The sequence below is a fragment of the Luteococcus japonicus genome (genome assembly GCF_003752415.1).
In the GTDB taxonomy this organism is placed as follows: Bacteria; Actinomycetota; Actinomycetes; order Propionibacteriales; family Propionibacteriaceae; genus Luteococcus; species Luteococcus japonicus.
Map to the genome: position 1 here is coordinate 3,068,999 of NZ_RKHG01000001.1, position 14,290 is coordinate 3,083,288.

17 protein-coding genes are annotated in these 14,290 nt (G+C 66.7%); 11 read left to right on the forward strand and 6 right to left on the reverse strand.

The window, feature by feature from the left end; translation table 11 throughout:
- From EDD41_RS14590 to EDD41_RS14600, 3 genes are read right to left on the reverse strand one after another with little or no spacing between them, the layout of a single operon-like run.
- Positions 1-747 carry an SDR family oxidoreductase gene (locus EDD41_RS14590; RefSeq protein WP_094765411.1) on the reverse strand — a complete coding sequence of 249 codons (747 nt, stop codon included), beginning with the start codon at positions 745-747 and terminating at the stop codon, positions 1-3.
- A complete protein-coding gene (locus EDD41_RS14595) occupies positions 731-1,543 on the reverse strand; it encodes an SURF1 family cytochrome oxidase biogenesis protein (RefSeq protein WP_123576400.1) in 813 nt (270 codons plus the stop codon). The genes EDD41_RS14590 and EDD41_RS14595 overlap by 17 nt, the downstream gene beginning before the upstream one ends.
- A 10-nt stretch (positions 1,544-1,553) precedes the next feature.
- The gene (locus EDD41_RS14600) at positions 1,554-1,919 is read right to left on the reverse strand and encodes a DUF3099 domain-containing protein (RefSeq protein WP_123576401.1); all 366 of its coding nucleotides are present in this window, start codon (positions 1,917-1,919) and stop codon (positions 1,554-1,556) included.
- A 100-nt stretch (positions 1,920-2,019) separates the two neighbouring features.
- Here EDD41_RS14600 and EDD41_RS14605 point away from each other — a divergent pair, with 100 nt between their 5' ends.
- Both EDD41_RS14605 and fabI read left to right on the forward strand, forming a co-directional pair.
- A complete protein-coding gene (locus EDD41_RS14605) occupies positions 2,020-2,763 on the forward strand; it encodes a beta-ketoacyl-ACP reductase (protein ID WP_179110695.1) in 744 nt (247 codons plus the stop codon).
- Between the two features lie 42 nt (positions 2,764-2,805).
- On the forward strand, positions 2,806-3,579 hold the full coding sequence (fabI, locus tag EDD41_RS14610) for an enoyl-ACP reductase FabI (RefSeq protein ID WP_094765414.1): 774 nt from the start codon (positions 2,806-2,808) through the stop codon (positions 3,577-3,579).
- Between the two features lie 34 nt (positions 3,580-3,613).
- On the opposite strand, the gene EDD41_RS14615 is transcribed toward fabI, so the two are convergent.
- Positions 3,614-4,348, reverse strand: coding sequence for a hypothetical protein (locus tag EDD41_RS14615; RefSeq protein ID WP_123576402.1), 735 nt, complete (start codon positions 4,346-4,348; stop codon positions 3,614-3,616).
- Between the two features lie 63 nt (positions 4,349-4,411).
- Here EDD41_RS14615 and EDD41_RS14620 point away from each other — a divergent pair, with 63 nt between their 5' ends.
- From EDD41_RS14620 to EDD41_RS14630, 3 genes are read left to right on the forward strand one after another with little or no spacing between them, the layout of a single operon-like run.
- Entirely contained in the window at positions 4,412-5,218 is an 807-nt protein-coding gene (locus EDD41_RS14620; RefSeq protein ID WP_094765416.1) for an ABC transporter ATP-binding protein, read from the forward strand.
- Positions 5,215-5,721 (forward strand): NfeD family protein, encoded by a 507-nt coding sequence (locus tag EDD41_RS14625; RefSeq protein ID WP_123576403.1) that lies wholly within the window; start codon positions 5,215-5,217, stop codon positions 5,719-5,721. The genes EDD41_RS14620 and EDD41_RS14625 overlap by 4 nt, the downstream gene beginning before the upstream one ends.
- Before the next feature lie 59 nt (positions 5,722-5,780).
- The gene (locus EDD41_RS14630; RefSeq protein ID WP_094765418.1) at positions 5,781-7,067 is read left to right on the forward strand and encodes an SPFH domain-containing protein; all 1,287 of its coding nucleotides are present in this window, start codon (positions 5,781-5,783) and stop codon (positions 7,065-7,067) included.
- A gap of 73 nt (positions 7,068-7,140) precedes the next feature.
- Here EDD41_RS14630 and EDD41_RS14635 read toward each other — a convergent pair whose 3' ends face one another.
- Entirely contained in the window at positions 7,141-7,377 is a 237-nt protein-coding gene (locus tag EDD41_RS14635; RefSeq protein ID WP_123576404.1) for a hypothetical protein, read from the reverse strand.
- A 9-nt stretch (positions 7,378-7,386) separates the two neighbouring features.
- The gene (locus EDD41_RS14640; protein ID WP_370597010.1) at positions 7,387-8,361 is read right to left on the reverse strand and encodes a bile acid:sodium symporter family protein; all 975 of its coding nucleotides are present in this window, start codon (positions 8,359-8,361) and stop codon (positions 7,387-7,389) included.
- A 33-nt stretch (positions 8,362-8,394) separates the two neighbouring features.
- Here EDD41_RS14640 and EDD41_RS14645 point away from each other — a divergent pair, with 33 nt between their 5' ends.
- The 6 genes from EDD41_RS14645 (at position 8,395) to EDD41_RS14670 (ending at position 14,265) form a co-directional block, all read left to right on the forward strand.
- Positions 8,395-8,946: a hypothetical protein gene (locus EDD41_RS14645; protein ID WP_123576405.1), complete on the forward strand. Its 552-nt coding sequence runs from the start codon at positions 8,395-8,397 to the stop codon at positions 8,944-8,946.
- Positions 8,921-9,784, forward strand: coding sequence for a GNAT family N-acetyltransferase (locus EDD41_RS14650; protein WP_123576406.1), 864 nt, complete (start codon positions 8,921-8,923; stop codon positions 9,782-9,784). The genes EDD41_RS14645 and EDD41_RS14650 overlap by 26 nt, the downstream gene beginning before the upstream one ends.
- Positions 9,785-9,793: 9 nt before the next feature.
- Positions 9,794-10,672, forward strand: coding sequence for a TrmH family RNA methyltransferase (locus EDD41_RS14655; protein ID WP_123576407.1), 879 nt, complete (start codon positions 9,794-9,796; stop codon positions 10,670-10,672).
- 104 nt (positions 10,673-10,776) lie between these two features.
- Positions 10,777-11,481, forward strand: a complete 705-nt coding sequence (locus tag EDD41_RS14660) for a hypothetical protein (RefSeq protein WP_123576408.1) — start codon at positions 10,777-10,779, stop codon at positions 11,479-11,481.
- On the forward strand, positions 11,471-12,583 hold the full coding sequence (locus EDD41_RS14665) for an XRE family transcriptional regulator (RefSeq protein ID WP_123576409.1): 1,113 nt from the start codon (positions 11,471-11,473) through the stop codon (positions 12,581-12,583). The genes EDD41_RS14660 and EDD41_RS14665 overlap by 11 nt, the downstream gene beginning before the upstream one ends.
- A 29-nt stretch (positions 12,584-12,612) precedes the next feature.
- On the forward strand, positions 12,613-14,265 hold the full coding sequence (locus EDD41_RS14670) for a DUF6119 family protein (RefSeq protein ID WP_123576410.1): 1,653 nt from the start codon (positions 12,613-12,615) through the stop codon (positions 14,263-14,265).
- Positions 14,266-14,290: the final 25 nt, after the last annotated feature.

Genomic DNA, 14,290 nt, shown 5'->3' on the forward strand with positions numbered 1-14,290 from the left:
TCAGATGGTGCGCAGCGAGCCGCCGTCGACGGCCACCAGACTGCCGGAGACATAGCCGGCGGCATCGGAGAGCATGAAGCAGGCCACCTTGCCGAACTGCTCGGGTTCGCCGAGTGCGCGCAGCGGGATCTTCTGCTCGTCAGCGGCGCGGGAGGCGGCCGGGTCCTCGGTCTGCGCGTAGAGATAGGTCATCCGGTCGGTGGCCACCAGCCCGGGCATCAGGCCGAAGGCCCGGCCGCCCTGGGGGCCCACCTCGTCGGCCAGCTGCTTGATCAGCATCGCCAGGCCGGGGCGTAGGCCATTGCTCGGCGCCATCTGCGGCAGCGGTGCCTTGGCGGAGGTGGACAGCACGAAGCCCATCCGCGCGGCGGGGTTCGCCCCGAAGACGGCTCGCGCGGTGCGCAGGGCGGGCAGGAAGACCGAGGCGAAGGCCTGCGTCCACTGCTCGTCGGTGGTGCCGAGCACGCTGCCCTTGGGCGGGCCACCGACGCTGACCAGCGCACCGTCCACGCGGCCGAAGCGCTCCAGGGCCAGGTCCACCGCGCGTTGCGGGGTCTGGGGATCAGCCAGGTCCGCCGCCAGGGTGGCGGCGCCCAGCTCGGTGGCCAGGCCGTCGAGCACCTCGGCGCGGCGTGCCACCAGCACCACCTGGGCACCCTCAGCCACCAGCTCGCGGGCCGTCGCCAGCCCCAGACCAGAGCTGGCGGCCGTCACCACGAAGACCTTGCCGTCAAGACCGAGCTGCATCGTCAACCTCCTGGGAATCGGGTGTGGCAACGGTACCCTCGCGGGCCCGCTGTTCGGCACGCGCCTTTTTGGCGAGCGCCTTCTTGCGGTCACGCAGGTCACCGCGGATCAGGATTCCGGCACCCGCGACGGCGATGCCGGTGAAGCAGAACCACTGGACGGCATAGGACAGGTGCGGACCGTCGTCGAGCTCTGGTGTGGTCATCGGCTTGAGGTTGCCGGACTGGGCGGGCTTGACCTCGGTCAGCCCCACATAGCCGTCCAGCACCTCCCGGTTGAGGGACTTCCCGATCGCCGGCGCATTGATCAGCCGTGCCATGCCATCCTGCGGAGTGATGGCATTGTCCTTGCCGTGCTCGCTGCGGCGCACATAGCCCGTCACCGTCACGGTGCCCGACGGGGGATCGGGGAGTACGGCAATCTCCTTGCCGCCCTGTTCGCGCGGGATGAAGCCGCGGTCAACCAGCAGCCAATGGCCCTTGGTCGTGCGCAGCGGGGTGACCACCTCGCTGCCGGCCTGGTCATTCTGGTTGCGGTACATCGCCTGCACCTGGTTCTTGGCGTCAAAGGTGCCGGTCGCGGTGACTCGCTGCCACTGCTCGTTGTCGGTGATCTCGTGGGTGAAGACCTCTTCATAGGGCTTCGGGGGCTGCTGCTGGTAGGCCACGATCCGGGCGTTGACGCCGCGACGCCATTCCAGCCGGTGCATCTGCCACTCGCCCAGCCGGACGAAGGCGGCGCCCAACAGCGCCACGAAGACCAGCAACCCGATCCAGCGCACCCACAGCTTCTTCACGGCCCCGACCCTACCCGTCGTTGACGACAGTGCCCCTGATCACCGGACCGGGGGCGAGCCTCGGCACACTGACCTCGGCTTCGTCGACGGGATTGAGGTCCTGCGGATGGGTGCGATTGTCACGGGCATTGGCCAACACGACGGCGACACCGGGCAGCACCGCCGCCCCGGCCATCGCCACCCACAGCCAGATTCCCTGGCTGCGCACCAGATACATCCAGACGAAGCACAGAGTGCGGACCACCATCGTGATGACATAGCGACGCTGGCGCATGTCGATGTCGTCACTCTGTGCCATCCGGGCGTCGGTGATGACGACGGGCTCGTCAGCGGACGCAGCATCGGCGGTGCTGCGCGCAGAGCTTTCGGTGGTCACCCAGCCACTCTACGACCGCAGCGGAACCTCCAAACAAAACCGGACGACATTGTGTGCCCGAACACCGGGGCGTCGAGGCCCGCGCGGATAGCGTGGGACGGTGAGCCAAGACACCATCGACCCCCAGACCCCCTCGCACACAGCCCGTAGCGTGCTGGTGACCGGCGGCAGCAAGGGCATCGGCCGTGCCATCGCCGCGGACCTCGCCGCGGCCGGGCACAAGGTGGCCGCCACCTACCGCTCCGGCGACGTCCCCGACGGCGTGCTCGGCGTGCAGTGCGACATCACCGACCCGGAGCAGGTCGAGGCGGCCTTCAAGGCCGTCGAGGAGGCCCACGGCCCGGTGGAGATCCTTGTCGCGAATGCCGGCATCACCAAGGACGGGTTGCTGATGCGGATGAGCGACGCCGACTTCGAGCAGGTCATCGACACCAACCTCACCGGCACCTTCCGCGTCGTGCGCCGTGCCGTGCGCCCCATGATGAAGGCCCGCCACGGCCGGATCGTGCTGATCAGCTCCGTCGTCGCGCTGCTGGGCTCGGCCGGACAGGTCAACTACGCCTCCTCCAAGGCCGCGCTGGTGGGCATGTCCCGCAGCGTCGCCCGTGAGCTCGGCGGCCGCGGCATCACCTGCAATGTGGTGGCGCCGGGCTTCATCGAGACCGACATGACCGCCGTGCTCTCCGACGATCTGATCGAGTCCTACAAGAAGTCCATCCCGGTGGGCCGGCTCGGCAGCACCGACGACATCGCCGCCGCCGTCCGCTACCTCACCAGTGATGCCGCCGGCTACGTCACCGGGGCCGTCGTGCCCATCGACGGTGGCCTCGGCATGGGACACTGACCCCTCCACCCCCTCCGCAAGACCAAGCACAGAAGGCAGTCCATGGGAATCCTCGAAGGCAAGAACATCCTGGTCACCGGCGTCACGCACAAGACGTCCATCGCCTACCAGGTGGCCAAGATCGCGCAGGAGGAAGGCGCCACGGTGATCGTGAGCAACTTCGGCCGCGCGCTGAGCCTCACCAACCGCGTCGTGAAGGCGCTCGACCCGGTGCCGCCGGTGATCGAGCTCAACGTCACCGACGAACAGGCCCTGGCCGCGCTGCCCGACGTACTGCGCGCCAACGGCTTCGACACGATCGACGGTGTCGTGCACTCCATCGCCTTCGCCAACCCGGAGACCGCCCTGGGCGGAGGCTTCCTCACCACCCCGTGGGAGGACGTTGCCACCTCGCTCAAGGTCTCCAGCTACTCACTGGCCAGCCTCACCATGGCCTGCAAGCCGCTGTTCAGCGACGACGTCAGCGTCGTCGGCCTGAGCTTCGACGGCCGCATCTCCTGGCCCACCTATGACTGGATGGGCGTCGCGAAGGCGGCCCTGGAGTCCACCAGCCGCTACCTCGCCCGCTACCTGGGCCCCGAGGGCGTGCGCTGCAACATCATCGCCGCCGGCCCACTGGACACCATCGCCAAGAAGGCCATCCCCGGCTCCAACACCTTCAACGACGTGTGGGACGACCGCGCCCCGCTGGGCTGGGACCTGCAGGATGCGGTGCCAACCGCCAAGGGCGTCGTCGCGCTGCTGAGCGACTGGTTCCCCAAGACCACCGGCGAGATGATCCACGTCGACGGCGGCGTGCATTCGATGGGAGCCTGAGCGCGCCTTCGGCGCGACGGGAGCCTGAGCGCGCCTACACCTCCATCGAGCGCGTCGGCCAGGACACCGATGCACTGATCGCATCCAGGGCGGCATCTGCGAGTTCTCGCAGGTGCCGCTCTCGCGTCAGGACGGCATGCGAGTGCAGTACCTCGTGCTGCTGCGCCAGACCGGCCTCGGCGGTGGCCAGCACCGTCCACGCCCGCTCCACCAGGGCCTGTGACGCGGCAGGGTAGTGGTCCCCGAGTTCCGGTGCGGGCTCCGGCCCGGGTCGCTCGCCCCCAGTGACATCCAGACCGTGCAGCTCCTGCGCCACCTGGGCGATGGTCCGGGGGAGGAGCCGTGCCACCTCCCGCGGATCCGGCGGCGGCAAGGGCCTTTCGGCCAGGGCAATCCGCCACTGCACGCCGGCACCCACTCGCTGGCCCAGCCAGGCCAGTGACCCGTCGTGCGTCATCACCACCGCGCCGGCATCCAGTGCGGCCCGGTTCACCTCCAACGGACCGCGAAGTCCCGCCATCCGTCCCGGCCGGGGCAGGAGCAGGGCCCAGGCCGGCCGTGCCCGGCCCGCCGGCGCGTGCTCGAGCCGCGCCAGGGCCTGGCGCAGCGGGACGGCGGAGACCGGGTCCAGCCCGAGCAACCCTTCGGGGTCATGGACATGATGCGGCGTCTCCCCGCCGGTCAGGGCGCGCTCAGCGAAAGGGGCGCTGATCGCCCGCTCGGCTAGGGCGTTCAGCACCACGGCCAGGCGCAGGGAGTCTTCGAACATGTCAGCGAGGATATCGAGACCCTCGGGCTTGGGCGTGCTCCGCGAACGGGATAGGTTTCAGCCATGGCAAGTGTCGTTGATCTGTCCGGTGTCGGGGTTCGTCGTGGCAACAAGTGGCTGCTGGACGGCATCACGTGGGATGTCGAGGAGGGTGACCGCTGGGTCATCATCGGCCCCAATGGCGCCGGCAAGACGACGCTGATGAACATCCTGTCCTGCCAGATGCACCCCACCACCGGCGTCGCCGGAATCCTCGGCGAGGTGCTCGGCACCGTCGACGTCTTCGAGCTGCGCCCCCGGATCGGCGTCACCTCCGCCGCCCTAGCAGACCGGATCCCGCGCGGGGAGCTGGTGCGCGACGTCGTCGTCTCCGCCTCCTATGCCGTGATGGGACGCTGGCGCGAACAGTACGACCAGATGGACCACGGCCGTGCCGAGGAGCTCATGCAGCAGCTGCACGTCGAGGACCTGGCGGACCGCACCTTCGGCACCCTCAGCGAGGGCGAACGCAAGCGCGTCCTGATCGCCCGTGCCCTGATGACCGATCCCGAACTCCTGCTGCTCGACGAGCCCGCCGCCGGTCTGGACATCCGCGGACGCGAGGAACTCGTCGCCAGCCTCTCGGAGCTGTGCCTGGATGACCACGCACCCGCCACGGTCCTGGTGACGCACCACATGGAGGAGGTGCCCGACGGCATCACCCATGCCCTGCTGATGAAGGAAGGCCACATCGTCGCCATGGGCCCCGCGCACCTGGTGATCAACGACGAGACCCTCAGCGAGACCTTCGACATACCGCTCCACGTCACCCGTGACGGGCAGCGCTGGGCCGTGCGTTCCGCCGGGCCGCAGCGGGCGCAGCAGTCATGACCCCGCAGGAGGGCCTCTTCGGCTGGGTCGGGGGACACTTGTGGGCCCTGTGGGGCATCCTCGCGCTGCTGTTGGCGACCCTGGAGATGGCCACCCTTGACCTGACCCTGCTGATGCTGGCCCTGGGGGCACTGGCCGGAGGGCTCACCTCAGTCGTGCTGCCCGAGATGTACTGGGCGCAGGTGCTGGTGGCGCTGGGAACCGCTGTGGCGCTGCAGACGATGGCCCGTCCCAGTCTGCTCAAGAGGCTTGACACCGCGCCGGGCTATCGTTCCAGCCTTGGCAAGCTCGTAGGCAGTGAGGGCGTCGCCACTCAGCGGATCACCCGCACCGAGGGGGAGGCCAAGGTCAACGGCGAGGCCTGGAGCGCACGCACCATGTCCGGTGACATCGTCATCGAGGCCGGTGCGGACCTCGAGGTCTACGAGGTGGACGGACCCATTCTGGTCGTCTATCCCGTGGAACGCGGCGAGCTGCTGCCACGTCCCAGTATCGAAGGGTGACAATCACCCTGGCAGGACCCTTCCGGGAGGGCTTCCCGGGCGACGTATAGGAGAAGTGGATGCCTGACTTCGGACTCATCCTGATGCTGTTCTTCGTGATCTTCGTCGTGGCTGCGCTGATGCAGTCCCTGCGGATCATCAAGCAGCAGCAGATCGCCGTGGTGGAGCGCCTCGGCAAGTTCCGCCGCACGCTGGAGCCCGGCCCGCACCTGCTGGTGCCGCTGGTGGACCGGGTGCGCTACACGATGGACATGCGCGAGGAGGTGCAGGCCTTCCCGCCGCAGGGAGTGATCACCGAGGAGAACCTCATGGTGAACATCGACTCGGTCATCTACTTCCAGATCGTCGACCCGGTCCGCGCCGCCTACGAGGCGCAGAACTACCGCGGCGCCATCGAACAGCTCACCATGACCACGCTGCGCAACATCATCGGCGGCATGGACCTGGAGCGGGCCCTGACCAGCCGCGAGGAGATCAACCAGAAGCTGCGCGCCGTCCTCGACGAGGCCACCGGCAAGTGGGGCATCAAGGTGAACCGCGTGGAGCTGCGCGCCATCGAGCCGCCGGCCACCATTCGCGACGCGATGGAGAAGGGTGCCCGCGCGGAGCGCGACAAGCGCGCCTCGATCCTGCTGGCCGAGGGTCAGCGCCAGTCGCAGATCCTGTCCGCCGGCGGCGAGCGAGAGTCCGCCATCCTGCGTGCCCAGGGTGATCGTGAGGCCGCGGTGCTGCGCGCCCAGGCCGACCGCCAGGCGCAGATGCTGCGCGCCGAGGGCGAGGCACAGGCCATCACCACGGTCTTCAACGCCATCCACGCCGGCGAACCCGACCAGGGGCTGCTGGCCTACCAGTACATGCAGATGCTGCCCGCCCTGGCACGTGGCGACTCCAACAAGGTGTGGATCGTCCCGAGCGAGCTGAACGACGCCCTCAAGGGGCTCGGTTCGGCCGTCGGAGGCACCGAGCTGGCGGAGAAGCTGCAGGGCTTCGACCCCGTCGACAAGACCAAGTTCTCCGCTCCGGAGAAGGTCGACGTGATGGCCGAGATCCAGGCCCAGACCGACCAGGAGCGTGCGCAGAGCGACAAGACGGTGCAGTCCGTGATCGAGGAGGCCGAGAAGCTCTCGAACCCGGCCGTCAAGGCACGTCGCACGCCCAGCACGCCCGCAGTCGGTGCGGCGAAGCAGTCCGATCAGGCACAGCTGGGGCAGGGGGGTGCCTTGGCTGCGGAGGAGGCGACCCAGGCGTTGCCCGATGAGCCCACGCAGGTGATGGAGCAGCCCTCGCGGCCGCCGGCCGGCCCGCTGTACCAGACGGGTTGGGAACCGCCGGCCAACGGTCAGTGACCCGTCGGCTGGTCACTGCATGACGCCCGAGGGGCCCGGTGGATTCCACCGGGCCCCTCGTCCTGTCCGTCGCTCAGGAGTCCGTGTCGTGCTCCGGCGGCTTCGGGGAGATGGTGGTCCAGCCCGTCGCCGGCATGGTGCTGGCCACACCCGTGACCGTCGGGGGCTTCGCCGCGGGAGACCTGCCCGGATCATTGGGCTGCGGCGGGGCGCCCGGCGTGACGGGGCGCACGGCGGCGCCCAGTGCCTGCTCCAGCGCCTTGGCGATGGGGGAGTTTCCCGTGGGCTTGTGCTTGCGGATCTCGGCCATGACCCGAGCCTACGTGGCCTGCCGGGCATAGCGGCTGGCCATCGCGCTGCAGGCCATCAGCTGTACCTGGTGGAAGACCATCAGCGGCAGCACCATCAGGCCGACGTCCGGCAGGTTGGCGAAGAGCACCGTGGCCATCGGCACGCCCGTCGCGAGGGACTTCTTGGTGCCGCAGAACTGGATGGCGATCGCATCCGCGCGGCCGAAGCCCAGCAGGCGTGCGACATGCCACGTGACCCAGAGCATGGCTGCCAGCAGTGCGCAACAGACGAGCACCAGCTTCACGATGTCGGCGACGTCCACCTTGGTCCACATGTGCTCCCGCATGCCCGCGCTGAAGGCCGAGTAGACCACCAGCACGATCGAGCCCTGGTCCACCAGCTTCAACCTCTTGTGGCGCTTGACGAAGCCGGCGGTCCAGCGTCGGGAGAGCTGGCCGACCATGAAGGGCACCAGCAGCTGGAAGACGATGTCCAGGATGGAGCTGGCCTCGATCCGCAGCCCGCCCGAGGTGCTCATCAGGGCCAGGGCCAGCAGGGGAGTGACCACCACGCCGATCAGGTTGGAGAAGGACGCGCTGACGATGGCGCCGGCCACATTGCCCTTGGCGATGGAGGTGAAGTTGATGCTGGACTGCACCGTCGAGGGCACCAGGCACAGCCACAGCATGCCGCGGTAGAGCTCCTCGCTGAGCACGTCCGGCACCAGCAGGCGCATGGCCAACCCGATCAGGGGGAAGAGCAGGTAGGTGAAGGTCAGGATGACCGAGTGCAGTCGCCAGTGTTTGAGGCCCTGCAGTGCTTCCTGCGGGCTCAACCGGGCTCCGTACAGGAAGAACAGGATTGCGATCATGATCTTGCTGGCCCAACTGATCACGGGGACCATGGCACCCGTCGCCGGTGCGATGCTGGCCAGCACGGCGGCGGTGATGATCGCGAGCAGGAAGTAGTCGGGCTTCGGCAGGCGCAGGTTCATGATGGACAGAGCCTAACCCCGTCGCCCACTATCGTTCGGCCCATGCAGAGCCATGCGGTGGAGGGGTGGTTGGACCTGGGCGAGGAGCGGTGGCGCTCCACCGTCGGCTTCGGGCCGGCAGGTTTCGAGGCCTACGCCCGGCTGCGGGTGGTTCCAGACCCTCTCTGGCCCGGACAGTGCGCGACCGAGCCTGCACCCGCGGATGATGCGATGCCGGAAAACGAGCAGGTGGAATTGCTGCTGCACGTGCTGCTCGCGCAGACTCCTCCGCAGGAGGTCAACGTGGCGGTGTGGGACGGCTGGGGAGAAGACCTGTCCGCCCTGCCCGGTGTCGACGAGGGATGGCTGGCCGGTGTCGCGCGCCGCTACCGGGTCCGGCGCCAGCCGCGCGACGAGCTGCTCGAGCAGGGATTCGGGGACCTGACACCCGCCTTCGTCTGGCCCCAGGATCGCTCCTGGTGCTTCGCCTTCGACGTGGACCCGCACTGGGCAGGCATGGGCGGTTCGCGGGAGTTCGTGACCGCGGCGCTCGCCATTCCCGGTCTCGACGTGGTGGAGGCGGATCGTGATGCCGAGCAGCCGCACCATCTCTGAGGCCCAATTCCGTGACCTCTACGACCAGCAGCTGCGTGCCGAGGCAGAGGTGGTGGACGCGCCGGAAGTGGTCCGGATCGGCCCGCTGTGGGCAGCCACGTTCCCCCGTCGAGGAAGGGGATTCGTGACCTACCAGCAGATCGCGCCCCAGACCGACCTTGAAGGATTGGTCTCGGACGTGGTCCGGCACTTCGCCGCCGACGACCGTGTGGACCACGTGGAGTGGAAGACGCGGGGCCACGACCAGCTACCGATGCTCGCGGAGGTCCTGTGTCGGCACGGTTTCGTGCTGGAAGAGACCGAAACGGTGATGGTGGGACCCGTCGAGGCGGCGATCCGGGCCGAGGCCCAGCTCCCCGAGGACCACCGCTTGGAACTGGCTGGTTCCGCCGCGTCGATCCGGGAGGCCGAGGCGCTGGCGGGCAGGGTCTTCGGGGATTCGCCCGAGCGGTCCGCCCAGCGAGCCGACGAACTGGTAGCCCGGTGGGAGCAGGAAGCGGACTCATTCGAGATGTGGCTGGTTCGCGGTCCCGGCGGCGACGTGGTGTGTTCCGGCAGGGTCGACTTCGTGGACGGCACCGACTTCGCCGGCCTGTGGGGCGGCGCCTGCGACGAGGACCACCGGGGACGCGGTCTGTACCGAGCCCTCACCGCGGCGCGCGCCCGTTCGGCCCAGAGGCGCGGCAAGCGCTACCTGCAGTCGGACTGCACCGAGTACTCCCGTCCCATCCTGGAACGGGCCGGCCTGGTGGCCATCACCACCACCACGCCCGCCGTCTGGCGTGAAGGCCTGCCCATTGGGGAGTACGCCTCGGGGTCCGCCGTCACCTCGCTCTAGACTCCTGCGGTGGCCCATTTCGTCGAGATCACCGACCCAACCGATCCGCGCCTGCGCGACTATGTGAGCTTACGCGACACGTCGCTGCGGCATTCGATGGAGGCGGCTGAAGGACTGTTCATCGCGGAGGGCGACAAGGTGATCCGCCGGGCGGTGGAGGCCGGCTACCGGCCGCGTTCCTTCCTGCTCGCTCCGCGCTGGGCCGAGGAGCTGGCGGACCTGCTGGAAGGGTGCGACGCGGAGGTCTACGTGGTCAGCTTCGAACTGGCGGAGCAGGTGACCGGCTTCCACGTCCACCGCGGGGCGCTGGCCTCCATGGAGCGCCAGACCCGGCACACACTCGACGACCTGTTGGATGCCAGGCGTCTGGTGGTGGTGGAGGACATCGTCGACCACACCAACGTGAAGGGTCTCAAACTGCGCAACCCGCAGTCCACAAGGTCGAGGATCGCGGTCTTCGACGGGCTCGTGGATCATGCGAACGTCGGCGCGGGATTCAGGTCAGCTGCTGCGCTCGGTGTAGATGCGGTGTTGGTGACTCCTACCTGTGCTGATCCGCTGTACCGACGCTCGGTGAAGACGAGCATGGGGACGGTGTTCCAGGTGCCATGGACGCGGATCGAGTCCTGGCCTGCGCGGATCGATGCGCTCCATGAAGCTGGCTATGTGGTTGCTGGCCTGACGTTGGAACCGGACTCGATTACGTTGGATGAGCTCGTGGCTGAGGATCATGAGCGCTTGGCTCTGGTATTCGGGACCGAAGGACATGGCCTCGCGCCGAACGTGGTGCAGCGACTCGACCGCAAGGTGATCATCCCGATGATGCAAGGAGTCGACTCGCTCAACGTCGCGGCCGCGTCGGCGGTGGCGTTCTACGCGACGCGGTGAAAGCGGCGGGACCCAATGAAGCACTTGTGCGCGAAACGTGACCTGAAGTAAAGTTGCATGTAATCGTCCGCCTGGGCGGCACCTGCACACATGGGAGTCCATACATGCATCCTGTTTCTGCGACTGAGGCGCTCGGTCGGCACATCGATTTCGCTCGTGACCTGCTGGTCAAGACGATTCGATACCGGCATGACCGCTTCGCTGAAGCTCATGTTGTCTCAGAGTCGCGGTATGGAAACGGGTTCGGAGCCCAGTGGCGTGACCTGCTCGACGACACGGCAGAAGCGTTCCAGCAGCATGCGTACCAGACCCACCGACTCATGCCCGCTGGCTACAAGCTTCCAATTGTGAACAACTGCCTCGTGTACGTCTGGCGCGTGCCGGACTCTTCTCGTGGTGTGGAGGCGTTCGCATCGAGCCCGACTCGGATCAACGGGTTCTCGGCTGTACCGCCTCAGCCCATGCTGTTTGAGCCTGGTCCCGGGGCTGTTGATGATGCAACCACGGATCACGACCAGCAGCTTTCCGAGCTGACGGATGCCCTTGAGGAGGCTGCTGTGACCGCAATGCCTCTGGTGCTCGTTGCCGTGCAGTCCTCGCCGAGCCAGTTGCAGAAGATCGAGTGGGGAGTGGCGGAGCTCAACGCCGAGACGGGCGATGTCTCTTTGAATGGCCGGGCCATGCTGTGGCTGGCCGAGCTGCAGACTGAGACCCCCGCGAAGGATGTCGCGTCGTTCGACAGTGGCGTTCCCACGCCGCCGGTGCTGGAGCCGAGGAAGCAGGAGGGAACCGATCCCAATGCGCGATGATGGACCTGGACTGTTCGACCTTCCAGGTTCGGCGCAAACGTATGGCCGCTTTGACGCTGCTCGCCTGACACAGGCTCGCTGTCGGAAGGGCTGGACCAAAGCACAGCTGGCCAAGGAGGTCGGAGTCAGCTCGGCTGCCGTGGGTCAGTACGAGGCTGGTGTGAACGCGCCGCGTGCCAACACCATCGAGCAGTTGGCGAAGGCACTGGGCGTGCGCCCTGACTTCTTCTCCGTGGGACGACCGCACGCTCGTCTGGAGACCGTGAACGCTCACTTCCGCAGTCTGCGTTCGACCAAGGTCAGCGATCGTCAGAAGGCGTTGGCGATGGCCACGCTGGTGTGGGAGCTCACGTTCGCTCTGGAGCGGCATGTGAAGCTGCCAGTCGCTGATCTTCCTCAGGTCGAGTCGGGAACGTTGCCGGCCGAGGCGGCTGTTGCTCTGCGCCGGCACTGGGGTCTTCCTGATGGTCCTGTTCGGCATCTTGTGACCACGGCGGAGTCGCACGGCATCGTCGTGTCGGTACGGCCTCTCAAGGAGGTTGGCGATGTCGATGCGTTCTCTGTGGTCGTCGTCGGCCGGCCGCTTGTGATCACGACTCCGCGGCGGACCGAGAACGTGTTCCGACATCGCTTCTCGATCGCGCACGAGCTGGGCCACCTGCTGCTGCATCGCGACTTCGACGAGCACAGTGCTGTGATGGAGAAGGAGGCGGATGAGTTCGCAGCGGCCTTCTTGACCCCCGCTGCCGACATGGACGCGGCGCTGCCGCAGCGCCTTGACCTGACAGAGCTTGATCGCCTGGGGCGCACCTGGGGTGTGTCGCCGCACTCGCTGGTGCGCAGGATGGTCGAGCGCGGCAGGACGACGGAGTCGTCGGCGCGGCGTGCCTACCAGCGGCTGGCGATGATCAACGATCCGCTAGCTGACCCTTCGAGTGCCTACCCGGGCGAGGTGCCTGCGCTGCTGAAGGCGGCCGCAGGGCTGGCGGGGGAGCACGGGGCTGGAATCCCGGTGCTGGCAGAGGAGCTCAAGGTGCCGCCGGCCCTTGTTCGGGATCTGCTGGGTGAGCCCGACACCCGACCAGTGCTTCGTCTCGTGTGAGACGCAGAAGCTCACGAGAGGACACGCGAATGGCCAAAGAGAAGCCAGGTAGGCGCACGACGATCTACCGCATGACGGGCGTCGCGGACTTCAAGGAAGCCATTCGGGACAAGTACCTAGAGGCAGATGGCTTCGAGCATCAGGACGTCGAGGTCGGGGGCCATCCCGGTTTCTTGGTAACGGGGGCCATGTCGAGAGACAAAGCGAAGTGGTGCGCGGCGGTATCTGACCTGACAGCCCAAGATATCGAGGTCAGCGGGATCACACCGGCTGGAGTGATCTTGATTCGGATCCCGGGGTTTGAGGACGACGAGGTTGTTCACGCACTGACCTACGGGATGGGGTTTCAGCTCCTTGAGCCCGGCAAGATCGATAACCTCTTCGGACAACGCATCGCCATCCGCACAGCCAGCCCGGATGAACTTCGCTCGCTCACAGTGACGACGATGGATGAACGGTCTCGAACCTCACGTTCGACGATCCCTCAAGGTGACGGCCTGCGAGGGTTCGGTCTCGGAGATGTCGGTGAGGCCGTGAGTCGCATCGTGGCCCCTGCTGCTCTGAGTGGGCTGTCGCGATCAGGAGGGAAACCGCTGCAGATTCGCGGGGCTGACGCTCTCAATGTTCCCATCGGACTTACCGGGGAAGAAGTCATCGCTGACCTTCTCTTGCTCGAACAGTTGCTTGCAACTGATCCGAACCCAGAACTCAAGCTTCTGGATCAGCTGGCTATCGTCAAGAATCCAGAGACCAAGAGTCAGCTGGAGGATCGTTTGTCTGATGCCTTGGTCAGCGGCACGGGGAGTATCGCTCTGGCGTGGCCGCATGAGCGCGTAGACGAGAACGGAACTCCAGACTCGTGGATGCCCAAGAACCTGTGGACAGGCGGAGGCAACAAGCTGCGTCAGGGCCAGCCGGAGTGGGATGAGGTCAAGGCCGCTCTAGACAGCCACGCCCCGGAAAGACGGCTGGCACGAGTCGGGCAAGCGTCGATCCAGCTGTTCCGAGACGCTGAGGGTGATGAGCCCATCAGCCAAGCCATCCCGCTGAAGCGATGGATCGCCTTCGAATGTGATCATGATGGACAGCGCTACGCGCTCTACGACGGAGCGTGGTACCAGCTTCACCATGACTACGCGGACAACATCAACCAGCGAACTGAAGCCATCTTCTCTCAGGTCGATGATGACTTGGTCTTCCCAGCATGGGCATCAACAGAAGATGAGGAGGCGTACAACAAGAGGCTTGCAACGGCCCTGGGTGGGGTCTGTCTCGACAGGAAGTTGATCACGACCAGCCTGCATCGTCGGGGGATGGAGGCGTGCGATGTGTACCTACCTGATGGCACCTTGATTCACGTCAAGAAGACTGACAAGTCGGCTGCGGTGAGCCACCTGTTGGCACAGGCACTCGTGTCAGCTGAGGCCCTGTGCAGCGATTTGGAAGCTAGACAGGAACTGTGCACGAGGATCTCCGTCGGAGGGGGTAATCCCTCCACGTTCGGATCCAAGCCTGCTCGGATCATCATTGCCATGCACCGAGGGGACGGACAAGCTATCACTGCGCAGAGCCTCTTCACCTTCTCGAAAGTGAACCTTGTGCGCCAAGTCGCGACCCTTGAAGAGAGAGGGATCGACGTGCGCGTCATCTCGATTGGCGCATGCGACTCGGTCGACAGCTAGTTGGACGCTCGAGGGTCAGCTGGTC

Bases quoted from the DNA above. Each gene is read 5' to 3' on its own strand.
- EDD41_RS14590 (WP_094765411.1), bottom strand. From the start codon at position 747: ATGCAGCTCGGTCTTGACGGCAAGGTCTTCGTGGTGACGGCCGCCAGC.
- fabI (WP_094765414.1), top strand. From the start codon at position 2,806: ATGGGAATCCTCGAAGGCAAGAACATCCTGGTCACCGGCGTCACGCAC.
- EDD41_RS14615 (WP_123576402.1), bottom strand. From the start codon at position 4,348: ATGTTCGAAGACTCCCTGCGCCTGGCCGTGGTGCTGAACGCCCTAGCC.
- EDD41_RS14620 (WP_094765416.1), top strand. From the start codon at position 4,412: ATGGCAAGTGTCGTTGATCTGTCCGGTGTCGGGGTTCGTCGTGGCAAC.
- EDD41_RS14625 (WP_123576403.1), top strand. From the start codon at position 5,215: ATGACCCCGCAGGAGGGCCTCTTCGGCTGGGTCGGGGGACACTTGTGG.
- EDD41_RS14630 (WP_094765418.1), top strand. From the start codon at position 5,781: ATGCCTGACTTCGGACTCATCCTGATGCTGTTCTTCGTGATCTTCGTC.
- EDD41_RS14635 (WP_123576404.1), bottom strand. From the start codon at position 7,377: ATGGCCGAGATCCGCAAGCACAAGCCCACGGGAAACTCCCCCATCGCC.
- EDD41_RS14645 (WP_123576405.1), top strand. From the start codon at position 8,395: ATGCAGAGCCATGCGGTGGAGGGGTGGTTGGACCTGGGCGAGGAGCGG.
- EDD41_RS14650 (WP_123576406.1), top strand. From the start codon at position 8,921: ATGCCGAGCAGCCGCACCATCTCTGAGGCCCAATTCCGTGACCTCTAC.
- EDD41_RS14660 (WP_123576408.1), top strand. From the start codon at position 10,777: ATGCATCCTGTTTCTGCGACTGAGGCGCTCGGTCGGCACATCGATTTC.
- EDD41_RS14665 (WP_123576409.1), top strand. From the start codon at position 11,471: ATGCGCGATGATGGACCTGGACTGTTCGACCTTCCAGGTTCGGCGCAA.
- EDD41_RS14670 (WP_123576410.1), top strand. From the start codon at position 12,613: ATGGCCAAAGAGAAGCCAGGTAGGCGCACGACGATCTACCGCATGACG.